The following is a 16,438-nucleotide window of genomic DNA, read 5'->3' on the forward strand; positions in this document are numbered from 1 at the left end:
GACACCCACAAGGTGCCAGCGTTTCAACACAATCAGGAAAGCAAAACCTGACCAATCCAAAACTAGCAAAACATGTGACACCCAGACAAAGCCGAGCGCCACACAAAAAACAAACATCAACATCCATAAAGAATGCACGATGCCAAAAATGGCATCAGACAATTCATCATCACACTATCGAGTTCTCAAAGAACACACACCCACCGGACGTCCTCGTGATGAGTCCGGCTCCGATGAGCTCTCCCAGAGCACGAGATGTACTCGCGATCTTGTTCTTGGGAGTGGCCCCGCACAGGCGGCCCGAGCGATTGGTTCGGGCACTTCTGGCTCCCCGGTGCTTGCGGCTCCGGGGCAGTTGCTCTCTGCGGTGCGTCGATTAAGTTACACAGCCGCGAACAACGCGTCAAATCCCCTGGTCAGAGGCTCAGCTTTGCTCCGGCAAAACTCTTCTTGCCTCGTCGCACGACCAACCAGCGACCATGAAGCAGGTCGGAGGCGGCCGGCTGCCACTCCGGATCGGTGATCTTGGTGTTGTTCACGTAGGCGCCGCCCTCGGACACCGCACGACGTGCGGCCTTGTTGCTCTCGGACAGCTTGGTGTCGACGAGCAACTGGACGATGGAGGGTCGCTCCTCCGAGTACTCGGTGATGACGGTCTCCCCCACAGCTGCTGCCAGCGTGGCCTCGTCGAGTTCGTCGAGCTCAGCGCGTCCGAACAGTGCGTGGCTGGCGAGCTCGACGGCGCGAGTGCTCTCTTCCCCGTGGATCAGCGTGGTCATCTCGGCGGCCAGCTTCTTCTGCGCGAGGCGCAGGTGCGGCTTCTCCTCCGTCGCCTGCTCGAGGTCGGCGATCTCCTCACGACCGAGGAAGGTGAACCACCGCAGGTAGCGGATCACGTCTGCGTCGGCGGTGTTCACGAAGTACTGGTACCAGGCATACGGGCTGGTGAGCTCGGGATCGAGCCAAAGGCTCCCGCCGCCGGTGGACTTGCCGAACTTCTTGCCGTCCGACGAGGTCACGAGCGGCACGGTCAGCGCATGCAGCGACAATCCGTCGAGACGGCGTCCCAGGTCGACACCGCCGATGATGTTTCCCCACTGATCAGAGCCACCGATCTGCAGCAGGCAGCCGTACCGGCGGTTGAGCTCGACGAAGTCGTTGGACTGCAGGAGCAGGTAGCTGAACTCGGCGTAACTGATCCCGTCACCCTCCAGGCGCCGCTTCACGGTGTCCCGGGCCAGCATGACGTTCACCGAGAAGTGCTTGCCGAGGTCGCGGAGGAACTCGATGGCGGTGAGCTGTCCGGTCCAGTCGAGATTGTTGACGACGAGTGCACCGGTCGGCGATTCGTCGATGTCGACGAAGCGGCGCAGCTGCGCGTCGATCCGGCCGGCCCATTCGGCGACCGTGTCGGGAGCGTTCATGGTGCGCTCCCCCACCTCACGCGGATCACCGATGAGGCCGGTGGCGCCACCTGCGAGAACGATCGGTCGGTGACCGGCGAGCTGGAATCGCTTGAGGGTCAGCAGCGGCACGAGGTGGCCGGCATGGAGGCTCGCCGCCGTCGGGTCGAAGCCCGCGTACAGCGTGATGGGCCCGTCCGCCAAAGCCTCGCGCAGTGCGTCGAGGTCGGTGGACTGCGCGATCAGACCTCGCCAGCCGAGTTCGTCCAGGATGTCGACGGGAGCGTTCCCGGTCCGGACGGTTCCCTCGGTCGTGTTGGCGGTTCCCTCAGTCTCAGCACTCACCCCTCGATCTTGTCATCCATCGAGATCGGCGCTCGGACGAGGTGACACGTATGGGCGTCGAGACCGGTGCGTCGGGCTACTGCCCGGAGACCAGCCGTTCGTGCTCGGCGTCGTCGACCTTGCGTGCCTCGTCGATGAGCATGACGGGGATTCCGTCGGCATCGATCCGGTACGCGACGTGCAGCCGCGGGTTGTAGAGCTCGTCGCCGGCGTTGATCAGCGGGCCGTGGTCCTGCGGGCAGGCCAGCCGTTCGCGCACGATCGGGTCGATGGCCTCAGCGCGTGTCGTCACGCGGCTCAGCCTAGGGCATCGTCGACCGACGACCCGCCCCAGTCCAGCTTCTCGGCGATCGTCCTGGTGTACCGCCGGTAGCGCCCCTCCTCGTCGCGGTACCAGATCCGCGCTCCCGGCTTGGGCAGCCCTTCGGCCGCGAAGACGGTGCTCAACGGACGGTATGACGCGGAGTGCGGGATCTCGTCGACCACGCGGATGAGGTGCGGTCGGATCTCAGCAGGGAACTCCCCGAGTGCGATGCGCAACTGGGTGACGGTGAGAGACTCGGGCTTGGCATCCGGACGCAGGGTCAGTGTGGCAACGAGCACCTGGTGTCCCGGCTCCCCGACTCCGTAGGCGACGACCCGGTCGACGCCCTGCATCCGCGACAGCGCGTGGGTGATCGGCGGGATGAACGCGGGTCCGGCCTCGGTTCGGACCACCCGGTCGGTGGCGCCGAGGAAGTACAGGTCGCCGTCGGCATCGCGGACGAACAGGTGCCCGGAGACCTCCCACCGGTCACGGCTGGTGAAGACGTCACGCAGCACCGTGCCGTTGGTGTCGAACTTGTGCCGGGCCTTGGCCAGCAGCAACCCGGGCTCGCCCACCTCGGCACGCCGGACGAATCCGGACTCGTCGATCAGGAGACGATCGTTTGCGATGTCGTAGGCCGCGACCTCGACCGGGTTGGTCTCCGGGAGCGGCCGCCCGACGGAGGACAATTTGTCGCCGGAGACGTTGGCCAGGATCGCCGAGCCATCGGCGGTCGCGAAGAACTCGAGGATCCGGGCGCGGGGGAAGCTGCTGCATACGTCTTCCCATAGACCCGCCGACATCCCGGAACCCATGAACAGCCGGATCGGGTTGTGCTGGTTGATCCGGAAACGGGGATCACGTACGACGTCGCCCAGCATCGACCAGGTGTAGGACACCACGGTGACGCCGTAGCGCTGCACCTCGGTCGCGAAGGTCTCCGGGTCGATGCCGTTGGACAACGCGATACGGGACCGGCCGACCACCGTCGCGCCGAGGGTCGTCAGCAGGCCGGAGGCATGGTGCAGGGGCGGCAGGCAGTACACGGTGTCGCGGTCGGAGAGCGCCGCCGCCGAGGCTGCACCGAACGCCGACATCGCGAATCGGTGGTTGGTCACCGGCCACGGCACGAGCTTCCCCCGGGCACGGCTGAACAGGATGAACGCGAGATCTCCCGCGAGACCGGGATCGGGCCGGTACCACGTGGGCAGGTCGACGGCGTTGGGATCGATCTGCTCCATGTCGATGATCGTCGCGCCGTCGACACCGTCGATGGCGCGGGAGTCGCCACTGCCACCGCCGAGCACCAGCACCCGGTCCGACGCCGCGCTGGCGAGGTCCAGGTTGGTGGGGTCGGTGACGATGACCGAACTGTCGGCGAGACGCATCATCTCCCGCACGTCGGCGTCTGCGGCCAGCAGCACCGAGACGGCGCCGAGCCGGGCCAGGGCCGCGACCACGACCAGGGCGCTCGGGCGGGTGTCCATCAGGACGCCGATGTGCTGCCCCGGCCGCACGCCACAGTCGATGAGGCCGGCGACGACGTTGTTGATGCGGGTGTCGACCTGGGCGTGGGTGAGTACACGGTTCTCGAAGAGGAAGAGCTCGCTGTCACCGTGCTTCTTGGTGTTCTCGGCCATCAGCTTCGACAGCGAGATCCGGGTGCCGCTCTGGATCTGGCCCAGGCGCAGCAGGCGGGGCACCGTGCGCACCGACTCCGACGCGACGGCCCGCGACGTGCGCTGCAGCGAGTTGACCAGTGTGAGCAGTTCCCGGGAGGCCGCGGTGCCGGCGTCGGCGACCGACCCCACGCCGTGGGTGATGCGCGACGACAGGCTGACGCCACCGCCGTGCCCCGGCTCGACCAGCGACATCTCGCTGATGAGTTCCGGGCGGGTTCCGTTGGCCGACAGCCAGTTCACCCAGTCCGACGTGGTGGGCCAGGTGTGCTGACCGGCCGAGGAACCGACCACCAGACCGAAGTGCCCGACGGGCAGGGTGGACTCGTAGACCTCGGCGTCGGGTGCGGCGCGCACGATCCCGCGCACCGCGGCGGGCTGGCCGATGTCGTCGGCCTCGCCGACGAAAGCCAGTATCGGGCAGGTGATCTCGGTGAGTGACACGAGGTCACCGTTGATGACGAAGCCACCGGAGACCATGCGGTTGTGCGCGACGAACTGGCGCAGCAGTTCGGCGATCGCCGGACCGGACCAGGCCACCCAGCCGTCGGCCTCGAGGAACCGCCGCTGGTCTTCGCGTGGGAGCAGCGCCTCACGGTCGTGGAGACGACGCAGGAAGTCGATGCGGCTGCGGACCGTCTTGACGGGGTCGAGGAGCTGGAAGCCGGTGCGCGCCATCCAGTCCCGGACCCAGAGGTTCCGCACGAAGGAGCGTTCGGCGAGGAACTCCGCGGCCGGCGCAACCAGCCCCGCCGGCAACCCGAGGGGTAGCGCGGCCAGGACGTCGACCGGGCTACCGAAGGTGATGAGGCTCGCGATCCCCTTCGACCGCCGGTACGCCGCGGTCTGGTAGGCGAACATGCCGCCCTGGGAGTACCCGGCGAGGTGGATGTCGCGGCCGGTGGCCTCGACGATCAGGTCGATCGCGCGGCTGATGGCCACCACGTGGTCGGCGAGATTGCGCTCCATCCCGCCCTCTTCGGTGTCCGGGGACCCGAAGTCGACCACCCACGGGGTGATGCCGTTGCGGTGGAGGATCGACACCGCGCCGTTGTGTTCGGTCACGTCATAGACGTTCGCGGACACCATCATCGGCGGCACGAGCACGATGTTCGGGCCGGTGGACGGCTCGTTCGGGAAGTATCGGCGCAGCCGGAACATCTTGTGGGTCTCGACGATCGCGAAGGGGGCCGGTTCGGTCCCGGTCTCGAGACCGCCGAAGCGGAGCACCTCGAGTCCGTTCTGAGCGGTCGCCACCACCCGGCTGACCACACCGCCCAGATCCGGGAGCCCGTCCAAACCCACCATCGCGTCGATTCCTCCCCGTTGTCAGCGAAACGTCCACCACCGACACGTCGGTGACACATGTCACTCTACCCACTCGGAAGTGGTTCTAGCCTCGTCCTCCGGGACCGGCGCCCCAGCGTGTCCGCAGGTCGGCCGACTGCGCCGACACCACGTCTATCTGACGTCGTACCTGATCGGGCGCGGTACCGCCATGCGCGTTGCGCGACTCGACCGAACCGCGCACCGTCAGCACCTCGCGGACCGCGGGGGTGAGCGAGGGGTTGATGCCGGTCAGCGTCTCGTCGTCGAGCTCATCGAGGCCGATGCCCCGCGACTCGGCCTCGCGGACACATGCTCCGGCGACCTCGTGGGCGACGCGGAAGGGCACACCCTGCCGGACCATCCACTCGGCGATGTCGGTGGCGAGGGTGAAGCCGGCCGGGGCCAGCTCCTCCATGCGGTCGGTGTGGAACTCGAGCGTCGCGACCAGTCCGGTGACGGCCGGCAGCAGCATCTCGAGCTGCGCGACCGCGTCGAAGACCGGTTCCTTGTCCTCCTGGAGGTCGCGGTTGTACGCCAGCGGCTGCGCCTTGAGCGTCGCGAGGAGACCCGTCAGGTCGCCGATCAGGCGGCCGGCCTTGCCGCGCATCAGCTCCGCGACGTCCGGGTTCTTCTTCTGCGGCATGATCGAGCTGCCCGTCGACCAGGCGTCGGCCAGCGTCACGTACCCGAATTCCGGTGTGCTCCAAATGATCACCTCTTCGGACAACCGGGAGAGGTCGACCGCGATCATCGCGAACACGAACGCCGCCTCGGCCGCGAAGTCGCGGGACGAGGTGGCATCGATGGAGTTCTCGGCCGGGGCGTCGAACCCGAGGTCGGCCGCGATGGCGGCCGGATCGAGGCCCAGCGACGAACCGGCCAGGGCGCCGGAGCCGTACGGCGAGACCGCGGTTCGGCGGTCGGCGTCGGCGAGCCGGTCGATGTCGCGGAGCAACGGCTGCGCATGGGCGAGCAGGTGGTGGCCGAGCAACACCGGCTGGGCCGCCTGCAGGTGCGTCTTACCGGGCATGATCGCGTCGGGATGCGCAGCCGCCTGGGCGGTCAGCGCGTCGACGACGTCGAGCAGTCCGAGGGCGACGCGGCGCATGGCGGCGCGCAGCCACATCCGGAACAACGTGGCGACCTGGTCGTTGCGCGACCGGCCGGCGCGGAGTCGCCCGCCGAGCTCGGGGCCGACCCGTTCGATGAGACCGCGTTCGAGCGCACCGTGGACGTCCTCGTCGGACTCCGCGGGACCGAAGGTCCCGTCGGCCACGTCGGCCGCCAGACGGTCGAGGCCGTCCAGCATGCCGGTCAGGTCGTCATCGGTGAGCAACCCCGCTTTGTTGAGCACTCGGGCATGGGCCTTGGATGCCTGGATGTCGAAGGGTGCCAGGGCCCAGTCGAAATGGGTCGACTTGCTCAGGGCGGCCATCGCCGCGGCCGGACCGCCGGCGAAACGGCCGCCCCAGAGCGAACCCGCGTTGGTCGTCCCGCCGGTCTGCTCGCCACTCACAGATTCAGGTCCCGCTTGGCCGAGATCTTGGAGGACAGGCCGTGCAGCTCGACGAAGCCACGGGCTGCCGACTGGTCGAAGCTGTCGCCCTCGTCGTAGGTCGCGAGGTTGAAGTCGTAGAGCGACTCGGAGCTACGACGTCCGGTGGCGGCGATGTTGCCGCCGTGCAGGACCAGGCGGATCTCGCCGGAGACGTGCTGCTGGGTCGAGTCCACGAAGGCGTCGAGCGAACGCTTCAGCGGCGAGAACCAGAGACCGTCGTAGACCAGCTCGGCCCACTTGCGGTCGGTGCCGCGCTTGTAGCGGCCGAGCTCGCGCTCGATGGTGACGTGCTCGAGTTCCTCATGGGCGCGGATCAGCACCATGGCGCCCGGGGCCTCGTAGACCTCGCGGCTCTTGATGCCGACGAGACGGTCCTCGACGACGTCGAGGCGTCCGACACCCTGTGCACCGGCGCGGCGGTTCAGCTCCTCGATGGCCTCCAGCACGGAGACCGGCCGGCCGTCGATGCTGACGGGGCGACCCTTGTCGAAGCCGATGATGACCTCGTCGGGGGTGTTCCAGTTGACGGTCGGGTCCTCGGTGTAGCTGTAGACGTCCTTCGTCGGTGCATTCCACAGGTCCTCGAGGAAGCCGGTCTCGACGGCGCGACCCCACACGTTCTGGTCGATGGAGAACGGCGACTTCTTGGTCACGTTGATCGGGATGTTGTTCTCTTCGGCGAAGGCGATCGCCTTCTCGCGGGTCCACGCGTAGTCGCGAACCGGCGCGATGACCTCCAGATCGGGTGCGAGGGTGGCGAAGCCGACCTCGAAGCGGACCTGGTCGTTGCCCTTGCCGGTGCAGCCGTGGGCGACGACGGTGCCGCCGTGATCGCGGGCGGCGGTCACGAGGTGCTTGGCGATGAGCGGACGCGACAGCGCCGAGACCAGCGGGTAGCGGTCCATGTAGAGGGCGTTCGAGGTGATCGCCGGGAGGCAGTACTCGTCGGCGAATTCGTCACGGGCGTCGACGACGACGGCTTCGACCGCGCCGCAGTCGAGGGCGCGCTGGCGGATGACGTCCATGTCCTCGCCGCCCTGCCCGAGGTCGAGAGCCACGGCGACGACCTCCTTGCCGGTCTCCTTCTGGATCCAGCTGATAGCGACCGAGGTGTCCAGGCCGCCCGAGTATGCGAGTACGACACGTTCTGCCATGAGGTGAAGCTCCTGTTCTAAGCGATGACCCGAGTCCATCATCGGCCCCGGGGTTCCGACCACACCGTCCGGGTCTCGGTTGGCGGTGTGTTCGGTTGCGGTACTTGTGCTGTCCGGCCGTCGGCGGGCGCGGCCGGTGGTTCTGCAGCGGGACGGGGGGTTACACGAGGCCCTCGATCCGTTTGGCGAGTTCGGCGCCGTCGAGCGGCTCGCGGGCGACGACGAAGATCGTGTCGTCACCGGCGATCGTGCCCACCACGTCGGGGAGCCGGGCGCGGTCGAGGGCGGCCGCCAGGTAGTGAGCGGCGCCCGGCGGCGTGCGCAGCACGGCGAGGTTGCCGCTGCTGTCGGTGGAGACCAGCAGTTCCGACACGAGGCGCGAGAGGCGATCGGTCCCGCCCGACACGCCGCGCACTGGCGAACCGTCCTCCGGCACCACGTACACACCCGCGCCGCCGTCGGCGGCCCGCAGCTTCACGGCCCCGAGCTCGTCGAGATCACGCGACAGCGTGGCCTGCGTGGCATCGATTCCGTGCTGGGCCAGCAACCGCTGCAGCTCCGACTGGCTGCGCACCTGGTGGGTCGACAGGATGTCGATGATCCGCGCATGCCGGCCCGCTCGGGTCGCGGCGAGGCGGTTCTCCGTGGGTTCGGCTCCGGCGGTCACAACTCGTCCTGACTCTCTGGTGTCATCTCACTGGTGCTCCAGCAGCCAGATCAGCAGGGCCTTCTGCGCGTGCAGACGGTTCTCGGCCTCGTCGAAGACGACACTGCGCGGACCGTCGATGACCGATGCCGTGATCTCGTCGCCTCGATGCGCCGGCAGACAGTGCAGCACGATCGCATCGTCGGCGGCGTGGGCGAGCAACTCGTCGTTGATCTGGTACGGCCGGAAAGGTGCCGTGCGGTCCCTGCCGTCCTCCTCCTGACCCATCGACACCCAGGTGTCGGTGACCAGGACGTCGGCACCGGTGACGGCTTCGACGGGATCGGTCACGAGGTGTACCGATCCCCCGGTCTCCGCGGCACGACGCTCGGTGTCGGCGATGATCGCCGGATCTGGCTGGAAACCCTCGGGAGCACTGATCGTGACGTGCATCCCGGCGGTGACGCCGCCCAGGCCGAGCGAGTGGGCCATGTTGTTGGCGCCGTCGCCCAGATAGGTCATCTTCAGACCGCTGGGCGAACCCTTCTGCTCGATGATCGTCTGCAGGTCCGCGAGCACCTGGCACGGGTGGAACTCGTCCGACAGCGCGTTGACGACCGGCACGGTTGCCGTCGACGACAACGCCTCGAGGCGGTCCTGCCCGAAGGTGCGCCACACGACGGCGTCGACGAAGCGCGACAGCACGCGTCCGGTGTCCTCGAGGGTCTCCTCGCGGCCGAGCTGGGTGGTGCGACCGTCGACGACCACCGCGTGACCGCCGAGCTGGGCGATGCCCACCTCGAACGAGAAGCGCGTACGAGTCGAGTTCTTGTCGAAGATCACCCCGACCCCGCGGGGTCCCTCGAGCGGGCGGAAGGCGAACGGCTGGGCCTTCACCAGGGCGGCGAGGGCGAGCACCTCGGCCTGCTCGTCGGGGGTGAGGTCGTCGTCGCGTAGGAAGTGACGCGTCATGCCCTGTTTTCCTTGTTCACGAGGTCTCCCTTGTCGTTCTGGGCAGCGGTGTCGAGGATCGCCGGCAGCGCGCCGACGAAGGACTGTGCCTGTTCCTCGGTGATGATCAGCGGCGGTGCGAGCCGCAGCACGTCGGGTGCCGGTGCGTTGATGAGGAATCCGGCGTCGCGCGCCGCGGCCTCGGCGCGTCCGGACAGCGCCTCGGTCAGTTCGATGCCGAGGAGCAGACCGGCGCCTCGCACGCCGGCGATCAGCGGGTGGTGGAGGTCCTCGATGCTGGTGGCGATCGTCTTTCCCACGGCGGCAACGTGATCGGTGAGGCCTTCGGACTCGATGACCCCGAGCACGGCGAGCGCGGCCGCCGCGGTGACGGGATTGCCACCGAAGGTCGTGCCGTGCTGGCCGGGTTCGAACAGCTCGGCGGCCGGGCCGGTGGCGATGCACGCACCGATCGGCAGTCCGCCGCCGAGGCCCTTGGCCAGTGTCATCACGTCGGGCACCACACCCACCTGTTGGTGGGCGAAGAAGGTCCCGGTCCGTGCGACGCCGGTCTGCACCTCGTCGAGGATCAGCAGCGCGCCGCGCTCGCTGGTGATGCGGCGGGCGGCGGCCAGATAGTCGGCGGGCGGGACGATCACGCCGGCCTCACCGAGGATCGGTTCGAGGATGACAGCGGCGGTCTGGTCGGTGACCGCGGCGTCGAGTGCCTCGGTGTCGCCGTAGGGCACGAACCGCACGCCCGGGGGCATCGGCTCGAACGGCGCACGCTTCGACGGCTGCCCGGTCATGGCGAGCGCACCCATGGTGCGGCCGTGGAAGGCCTTCTCGGCGGCCACGATCTCCGGCCGGCCGGTCCGGCGCGCGAGCTTGAAGGCGGCCTCGTTGGCCTCGGTGCCGGAGTTGCAGAAGAACGCGCGACCCGGGTGGCCGAAGCGGTCGAGCAGCTTCTCCGCGAGTTCGACGACGGGCGGCGAGATGTACAGGTTCGACACGTGCCCGAGCGTCTGCAACTGGGTGGTGACGGCCTCGACGATCGCGGGATGCGCGTGGCCGAGGGAGTTCACCGCGATCCCACCGAGCAGGTCGAGGTATCGCTTGCCGTCGGCATCGGTGACGTACGGTCCCGAACCGCCGACCAGGGCGATCGGCGGGGTGCCGTAGTTCTTCATCAGGGACTGGCCCCAACGCTGTTGCAGCGGTGCGGTCACTGGTCCTCCTCACGCGGGTCGACGACGGTGGTGCCGGTGGAGCTCTCGGTCAGCAATTGGGCCAGCACGGAATGGGCGACGCGGCCGTCGATCACATGGGCGCGTTCGACTCCCCCGGTCACCGCACGCAGGCAGGCCTCCATCTTCGGGACCATGCCGGAATCCAGCGAGGGCAGCAGTTCGGCCAGGGAATCGGTGTCGATCCGGGACACCAGCGACCCGCGGTCGGGCCAATCGGTGTACAGCCCTTCGACATCGGTGAGCATGACCAGCCGCGATGCGCCGAGCGCCTCGGCGAGCGCACCGGCCGCGGTGTCGGCGTTGATGTTGTGGACGACGCCGTCGCGGTCGGGGGCGATGGTCGAGACCACCGGGATGCGCCCTGCCGCAACGAGATCGAGCACCGCGGAGGTGTTCACCGAGGAGATGTCGCCGACGAGTCCGATGTCGGTGGCGACGCCGTCGACGAGAACCGTCCGCCGCGTTGCGGTGAACAGATGGGCGTCCTCACCGGTGATGCCGACGGCGTAAGGGCCGTGGGCGTTGATGAGACCGACCAGTTCACGACCGACCTGACCGAAGAGAACCATCCGGGCGACGTCCATCACCTCGGGTGTGGTGACCCGGAATCCTCCCTTGAATTCTCCTTGCAGGCCGAGCTTTTTCAGCATCGCCGAGATCTGCGGTCCGCCACCGTGCACGACGACGGGGTGCATCCCGCAGGCCCGGAGGAACACCATGTCCGCGGCGAACGCCTTCTTCAGCTCGTCGTCGACCATGGCGTTGCCGCCGTACTTGACGACGATCGTGGCGCCGGCGAGTTCCTGCAGCGCGGGAAGCGCTTCGGCGAGGACCTTCGCCTTCACGAGGCCGGCGGCCGGATCGATCTGGTGGGCACCGGAATCCGGTGTCGTGTCGCTCATGACGAGTACGCCGAGTTCTCTTCGACGTACGCGTGCGAGAGGTCCGTGGTCCGGACGGATGCCGAGGCGTCGCCGAGCTTCAGGTCGACGAGGACGTCGATGTCGGCACCGGAGAGGTCGACGTCGCGCGCTCCTTCGACGCCACAACCGTTCTCGCACACGGGGAATCCGTTGAACGACACGGCGATCACGTCCGGATCGATCCGGACCGGTGACGCGCCGACCGTGGCCAGCACCCGGCCCCAGTTGGGGTCGGAGCCGAACAGAGCGGTCTTGACCAGCGAGTCGCGGGCCACGAACCGGGCGACGACCAGGGCATCGTCCTCGGTCGGTGCGCCCGTGACGGTGATGGTGACCCGCTTGGTGACACCCTCGGCGTCGGCCTGCATCTGGGCGGCCAGGTCGTCGCAGACCGCGAAGACGGCCTCGTCGAGATCGGCCTGGTCGACCGGGATCTGGCTGGCACCCGAGCTCAGCAGCAGGACGGTGTCGTTGGTGGACATGGAGCCGTCGATGTCGAGCCGGTCGAAGGTCCGCGCGGTCGCGCGGCGCAGTGCGGTGTCGAGCTGGTCGGTGGTGGCTGCGGCGTCGGTGGTGAGCACCACGAGCATCGTCGCGAGCGACGGCGCCATCATCCCGGCGCCCTTGCCCATGCCGCCGACGTTCCATCCCTGCGGGTGGTGCAGCGCAGCCTGTTTCGGCACGGTGTCGGTGGTCATGATGGCGTGTGCCGCGTCGGTGCCGCCGGTGAGTCCGCCGCCCATCTCCTGGACGATCTCGGTGACGCCGGCGAGGACCTTGTCCATCGGGAGGCGGTCGCCGATGAGGCCGGTCGAGCAGACTGCCACCTCGACGGCGCCGGTGCTGGTCCCCCAGTTGCTCAGGGCCTCTGCGACGGCTTCGGCCGTCTTGTGGGTGTCCTGGAATCCGCCGGGCCCGGTGCACGCGTTGGCGCCGCCCGAGTTGAGGATCACCGCGCGCAGCGTGCCCGTGGTGAGGACCTGCTGGGACCACAGCACCGGTGCTGCCTTGACCTGGTTGCTGGTGAAGACGCCGGCGGCCGAGTGGTCCGGACCTTCGTTGAACACGAGGGCGAGGTCGGGGTTACCGGATTCCTTGATACCGGCCGCGATTCCCGCAGCACGGAAACCCAGCGGCGCGGTGACACCCTGTTCGCGGAGGAGCCGCGGCGTGTCGCCGGGGGCCCCGCCCTCGATGCGCTCCGGATCCGGTTGCGCGTTCGGGATTCCGGTTCCGTCAACGCCTGTCATGGTGCAACTCCCACGGTGCTCAGTCCCTCGTTCTCTGTCCAGCCCAGCGCCAGGTTCATCGACTGGACCGCGGCGCCACCGGTCCCCTTGGTCAGGTTGTCCACGGCGCCGACGACCACGAGGGTCTGCGCGCGCTCGTCGACGGTCACCCCGAGCTGGACGGCGTTGGAACCGATGACCGAACCGGTCGCCGGCAGGCGGCCTTCCGGTAGGACGTGGATGAATTCCTCGTCGGCGTAGGCCTTTTCGTAGACCGCGCGCACTTCGTCACCGGTTGCGGTGGTCCGTGCGGTGCACGTCGCGAGGATGCCCCGGGCCATCGGCGCGAGGATCGGGGTGAACGAGACGGTGACGGGCTGCTGCGCCGCCTCCGACAGTGCCTGCGAGATCTCCGGGGTGTGCCGGTGGACTCCGCCGACACCGTAGGCCCGGGCCGACCCGATGACCTCGGAGGCCAGCAGATCGACCTTCGGCGAACGACCGGCACCCGACGCGCCGCTGACCGCGACCACGGTCACGTGCGGCTCGGCCAGCCCCGCGGCGATCGCCGGGAGCAACGACAGGATCGACACCGTCGGGTAGCAACCCGGAACGGCGATCCGGCTGGCGTCCTTGAGGACCTCCCGATTGCCGGGTAGCTCGGGCAGGCCGTACGGCCAGGTGCCTGCATGATCGCCGCCGTAGTACGAGGTCCAGTCACCGGCATCGCGCAGCCGGAAGTCGGCGCCGCAGTCGATGATCAGCGTGGTCGGCGGCAGGGCGTCGGCCATGACGGCCGATGCGCCGTGCGGCAGCCCCAGGAAGACCACGTCGTGGCCGCTCAGGATCTCCGGAGTGGTCTCCTCGAGAACCCGATCTGCCAGCGGCAACAGGTGCGGATGGTGGGATCCGAGCGTGGTGCCGGCGTTGCCGCCGGCAGTCAGCGCACCGATCTCGAGCTCGCCGGATCGCAGACGTGGATGCCCGCACAGGAGTCGGAGGATCTCACCGCCCGCGTAGCCGCTCGCGCCGGCCACCGCGACCTTCACCTTGCTGGTTGAGCTTGTCGAAGCCATGCAATCATTATGCAGCAGCCTGCAAATCAATTCATAGACGGGGTGGAGTGGGTCGGCGGTCCGGCCCTCGTGTCAGCGGAGGCGGGCGCCCACTCGTTCGGCGGCGGCGTCGACCGCGGCCAGCTTCGCGGCGTTGGCCTCGTCCTCCGTGAGCGTGCGATCACTCGCGCGGAAGCGCAGCGAGAACGTCAGCGACTTGTTGCCGTCGCCGACCTGCTCGCCGGTGAAGACGTCGAACAGGGCAATGTCCTCGAGCAGCTCACCCGCGCCGTCGCGCAGCGCCGACCGGACGTCGGCGGCCGGCACGTCGGCCGCGACCACCACGTTGACGTCCTGCAGGACGGCCGGGAACACCGACACCGCCGGAGCGGGCAGCACCTCGCGGAGCGGCAGGGCGTCGATGTCGATCTCGACCGCGCAGGCACGCTTGGGCAGGTGGGCGCGTTCGAGCACCGCCGGATGGAGCTCGCCTGCGTAGCCGACCGTGCGTCCGTCGACGGTCAGTCGGGCACAGCGGCCCGGATGCCACGGCCGGTGATCGGCGGCGGAGAGTTCGACCTCCACTCCCGCAGCACGCGCGATGGTGCGAGCCGCCTCGAAGGCGTCGAGGTAGTCGGCGGCACGTCCCGGACCCCACGGCCCCGCGGGGTCGCGCAGGCCGGTCAGGATGACGCCGACGTGCAGCGGCTGATGCGGCAGCGAGGCGTCGAGCGCCTCGATGTCCTCATCGGTGGGGCGCTGCGTCACGTCGAGCGCGGGGACGGGCGCAACGTGGTCACCGGCGATGACGACCTGACCGATGGTGAACAGCGACAGATCGCGCTGACCACGGGCGATGTTGCGCGCGGCCATCTCGAGCAGGCCCGGCAACAGCGTCGAGTTGAGTTCGGGCCGGTCCGACTCGAGCGGGTTGAGGACCTTGACGGTGCGGCGGCGCTCGTCATCGGCGGGCAGGTCCCAGAGGTCGAAGACCCCGGCCGGCATGAACGGGTACGGCAGAACCTCGACATAACCGTCGAGGGCGAGGGTGCGTCCGACGCTGCGACGGCGCCGCTGCACCGGCGTGAGGCCGGTGCCACCCGGAGCGCGCGGCACGACGGCCGGGATGTCCTCGAGACCTTCGAGCCGCAGCACCTCTTCGACGAGGTCGGCACGCTGCTTGAGGTCGGGACGCCACGACGGCGGGACGACGTCGAGGGTGTCGGTGCCGGTGACCACGCAACCGACCTCGGTGAGGCGCGCGGCGGTGGTGCCCGCCGGGTAGCTGATACCCGCGACGCGGTCGGGTTCGTCGGCGGCGATGCTGATCGCCGACGGGAGCGGGGTCGAAACGCGGGCCTCGGACAGCGGAGAGGAGATGGTGCCGCCGGCGATCTCCACGATCAGCTGCGCGGCGCGATCGGAGGCGACCGCGGTGATCTCCGGGTCGACGATGCGCTCGAACCGCTTGCTGGCCTCGGAGGTCAGCTTGTGGCGCTTACCGGTGCGGAAGACGCGGACGGGGTCGAAGGTCGCCGACTCCAGCAGAACGGTCGTGGTCTGATCGCCCACCTCGGTGGCACCGCCGCCCATGACACCCGCGAGGGCGATGGGACCGCTCTCGTCGGCGATGACGACGTCCTCGGGGTCGAGGACCCGGTCGACCTCGTCGAGGGTGCGCAGCTTCTCCCCCGGCTTCGCCGAGCGGACGGTGACGGTGCCGGTGATGCGATCGGCGTCGAAGGCGTGCAGCGGCTGACCGAGTTCGATCATCACGTAGTTGGTGACGTCGACGATCGCCGAGATCGGCCGGATACCGGCGACCATGAGTCGCTTCTGCATCCACCACGGCGAGATGGCAGCCGGGTCGACGCCGCTCATCACGCGCGCGGTGTAGCGGGTGGCACCGGAGCCGTCCTCGATGGCGACGGGCCACGGCGTCCCCTCGCCGGTCACGTCGGCGTCGACCACGCCCGGATCCACGAAGGGCACCTCGAAGCTGCTCGCCAGCTCGCGGCCGAGACCGCGGATCGAGAAGGCATATCCGCGGTCGGGGGTGACGTTGACGTCGATGGCGGCGTCGTCGAGTCCGAGGACCTCGCGGGCGTCGGCGCCGGGCTCGGCGGTTCCGGGGGCCAGCACCAGGATGCCGCTGTGGTCGTTGCCGATGCCCAGTTCCGAGACCGAGCAGATCATGCCGTCGGAGACGCGGCCGTAGGTCTTGCGCGAGGCGATCTCGAACGGGCCGGGCAGCACGGCACCGGGCAGTGCAGCGACGATCAGATCACCCACGGCGAAGTTCCGGGCGCCGCAGACGATGCCGCGCGGCTCGGCCTCACCGACCTCGACGGTGCAGAAGCGGATCGGCTTCTTGAACTCGGTGAGCTCCTCGATCGTCTCCACGCGACCGATCACCAGCGGTCCGGTGATCTCCGGGAACTTCTCGATGTCCTCGATCTCGAAACCGACGCGGACGAATCCCGCGTCGATCTCCTCGGTGGTCGCCGACCACTCCGGGTCGCCCGAGCGCAGGACCTCTGTGTACCAGGACTGTGGTGCACGCACTGTGTATCAACTACTTTCGTCGCGTCGTGGAAGTCTGAGGATGC

At 68.7% G+C, this 16,438-nt stretch carries 12 protein-coding genes; all 12 read right to left on the reverse strand.

All coding sequences use genetic code 11. The annotated features are described in order from the left end of the window. Nucleotides 1-416 precede the first annotated feature (416 nt). The 12 genes from tyrS to pheT all read right to left on the reverse strand — a co-directional run bounded on the left by tyrS (nt 417) and on the right by pheT (nt 16,394). The gene (tyrS, locus tag GOALK_RS20410) at nt 417-1,748 is read right to left on the reverse strand and encodes a tyrosine--tRNA ligase (protein ID WP_006360741.1); all 1,332 of its coding nucleotides are present in this window, start codon (nt 1,746-1,748) and stop codon (nt 417-419) included. A gap of 76 nt (nt 1,749-1,824) precedes the next feature. Then, nucleotides 1,825-2,040 (reverse strand): Trm112 family protein, encoded by a 216-nt coding sequence (locus tag GOALK_RS20415; protein ID WP_006360742.1) that lies wholly within the window; start codon nt 2,038-2,040, stop codon nt 1,825-1,827. Between the two features lie 5 nt (nt 2,041-2,045). Further along, nucleotides 2,046-5,042: an AMP-binding protein gene (locus GOALK_RS20420; protein ID WP_006360743.1), complete on the reverse strand. Its 2,997-nt coding sequence runs from the start codon at nt 5,040-5,042 to the stop codon at nt 2,046-2,048. Between the two features lie 85 nt (nt 5,043-5,127). After that, nucleotides 5,128-6,579, reverse strand: coding sequence for an argininosuccinate lyase (gene argH / locus GOALK_RS20425; protein WP_006360744.1), 1,452 nt, complete (start codon nt 6,577-6,579; stop codon nt 5,128-5,130). Further along, nucleotides 6,576-7,775, reverse strand: coding sequence for an argininosuccinate synthase (locus tag GOALK_RS20430; RefSeq protein WP_006360745.1), 1,200 nt, complete (start codon nt 7,773-7,775; stop codon nt 6,576-6,578). The genes argH and GOALK_RS20430 overlap by 4 nt, the downstream gene beginning before the upstream one ends. 160 nt (nt 7,776-7,935) lie before the next feature. Next, entirely contained in the window at nt 7,936-8,442 is a 507-nt protein-coding gene (locus GOALK_RS20435) for an arginine repressor (RefSeq protein ID WP_006360746.1), read from the reverse strand. Between the two features lie 27 nt (nt 8,443-8,469). Continuing rightward, nucleotides 8,470-9,393 (reverse strand): ornithine carbamoyltransferase, encoded by a 924-nt coding sequence (argF, locus tag GOALK_RS20440; protein WP_006360747.1) that lies wholly within the window; start codon nt 9,391-9,393, stop codon nt 8,470-8,472. Next, on the reverse strand, nt 9,390-10,601 hold the full coding sequence (locus GOALK_RS20445; RefSeq protein ID WP_006360748.1) for an acetylornithine transaminase: 1,212 nt from the start codon (nt 10,599-10,601) through the stop codon (nt 9,390-9,392). Before GOALK_RS20445 ends, argF begins: the two co-directional genes overlap by 4 nt. Then, nucleotides 10,598-11,524, reverse strand: a complete 927-nt coding sequence (gene argB, locus GOALK_RS20450) for an acetylglutamate kinase (RefSeq protein ID WP_006360749.1) — start codon at nt 11,522-11,524, stop codon at nt 10,598-10,600. The genes GOALK_RS20445 and argB overlap by 4 nt, the downstream gene beginning before the upstream one ends. Continuing rightward, a complete protein-coding gene (gene argJ / locus GOALK_RS20455; RefSeq protein WP_006360750.1) occupies nt 11,521-12,795 on the reverse strand; it encodes a bifunctional glutamate N-acetyltransferase/amino-acid acetyltransferase ArgJ in 1,275 nt (424 codons plus the stop codon). The genes argB and argJ overlap by 4 nt, the downstream gene beginning before the upstream one ends. Continuing rightward, nucleotides 12,792-13,850 (reverse strand): N-acetyl-gamma-glutamyl-phosphate reductase, encoded by a 1,059-nt coding sequence (gene argC / locus GOALK_RS20460; RefSeq protein ID WP_040004384.1) that lies wholly within the window; start codon nt 13,848-13,850, stop codon nt 12,792-12,794. Before argC ends, argJ begins: the two co-directional genes overlap by 4 nt. A gap of 72 nt (nt 13,851-13,922) precedes the next feature. Beyond that, nucleotides 13,923-16,394, reverse strand: a complete 2,472-nt coding sequence (pheT, locus tag GOALK_RS20465) for a phenylalanine--tRNA ligase subunit beta (protein ID WP_006360752.1) — start codon at nt 16,392-16,394, stop codon at nt 13,923-13,925. Nucleotides 16,395-16,438: the final 44 nt, after the last annotated feature.

The organism is Gordonia alkanivorans NBRC 16433 (assembly GCF_000225505.1).
In the GTDB taxonomy this organism is placed as follows: Bacteria; Actinomycetota; Actinomycetes; order Mycobacteriales; family Mycobacteriaceae; genus Gordonia; species Gordonia alkanivorans.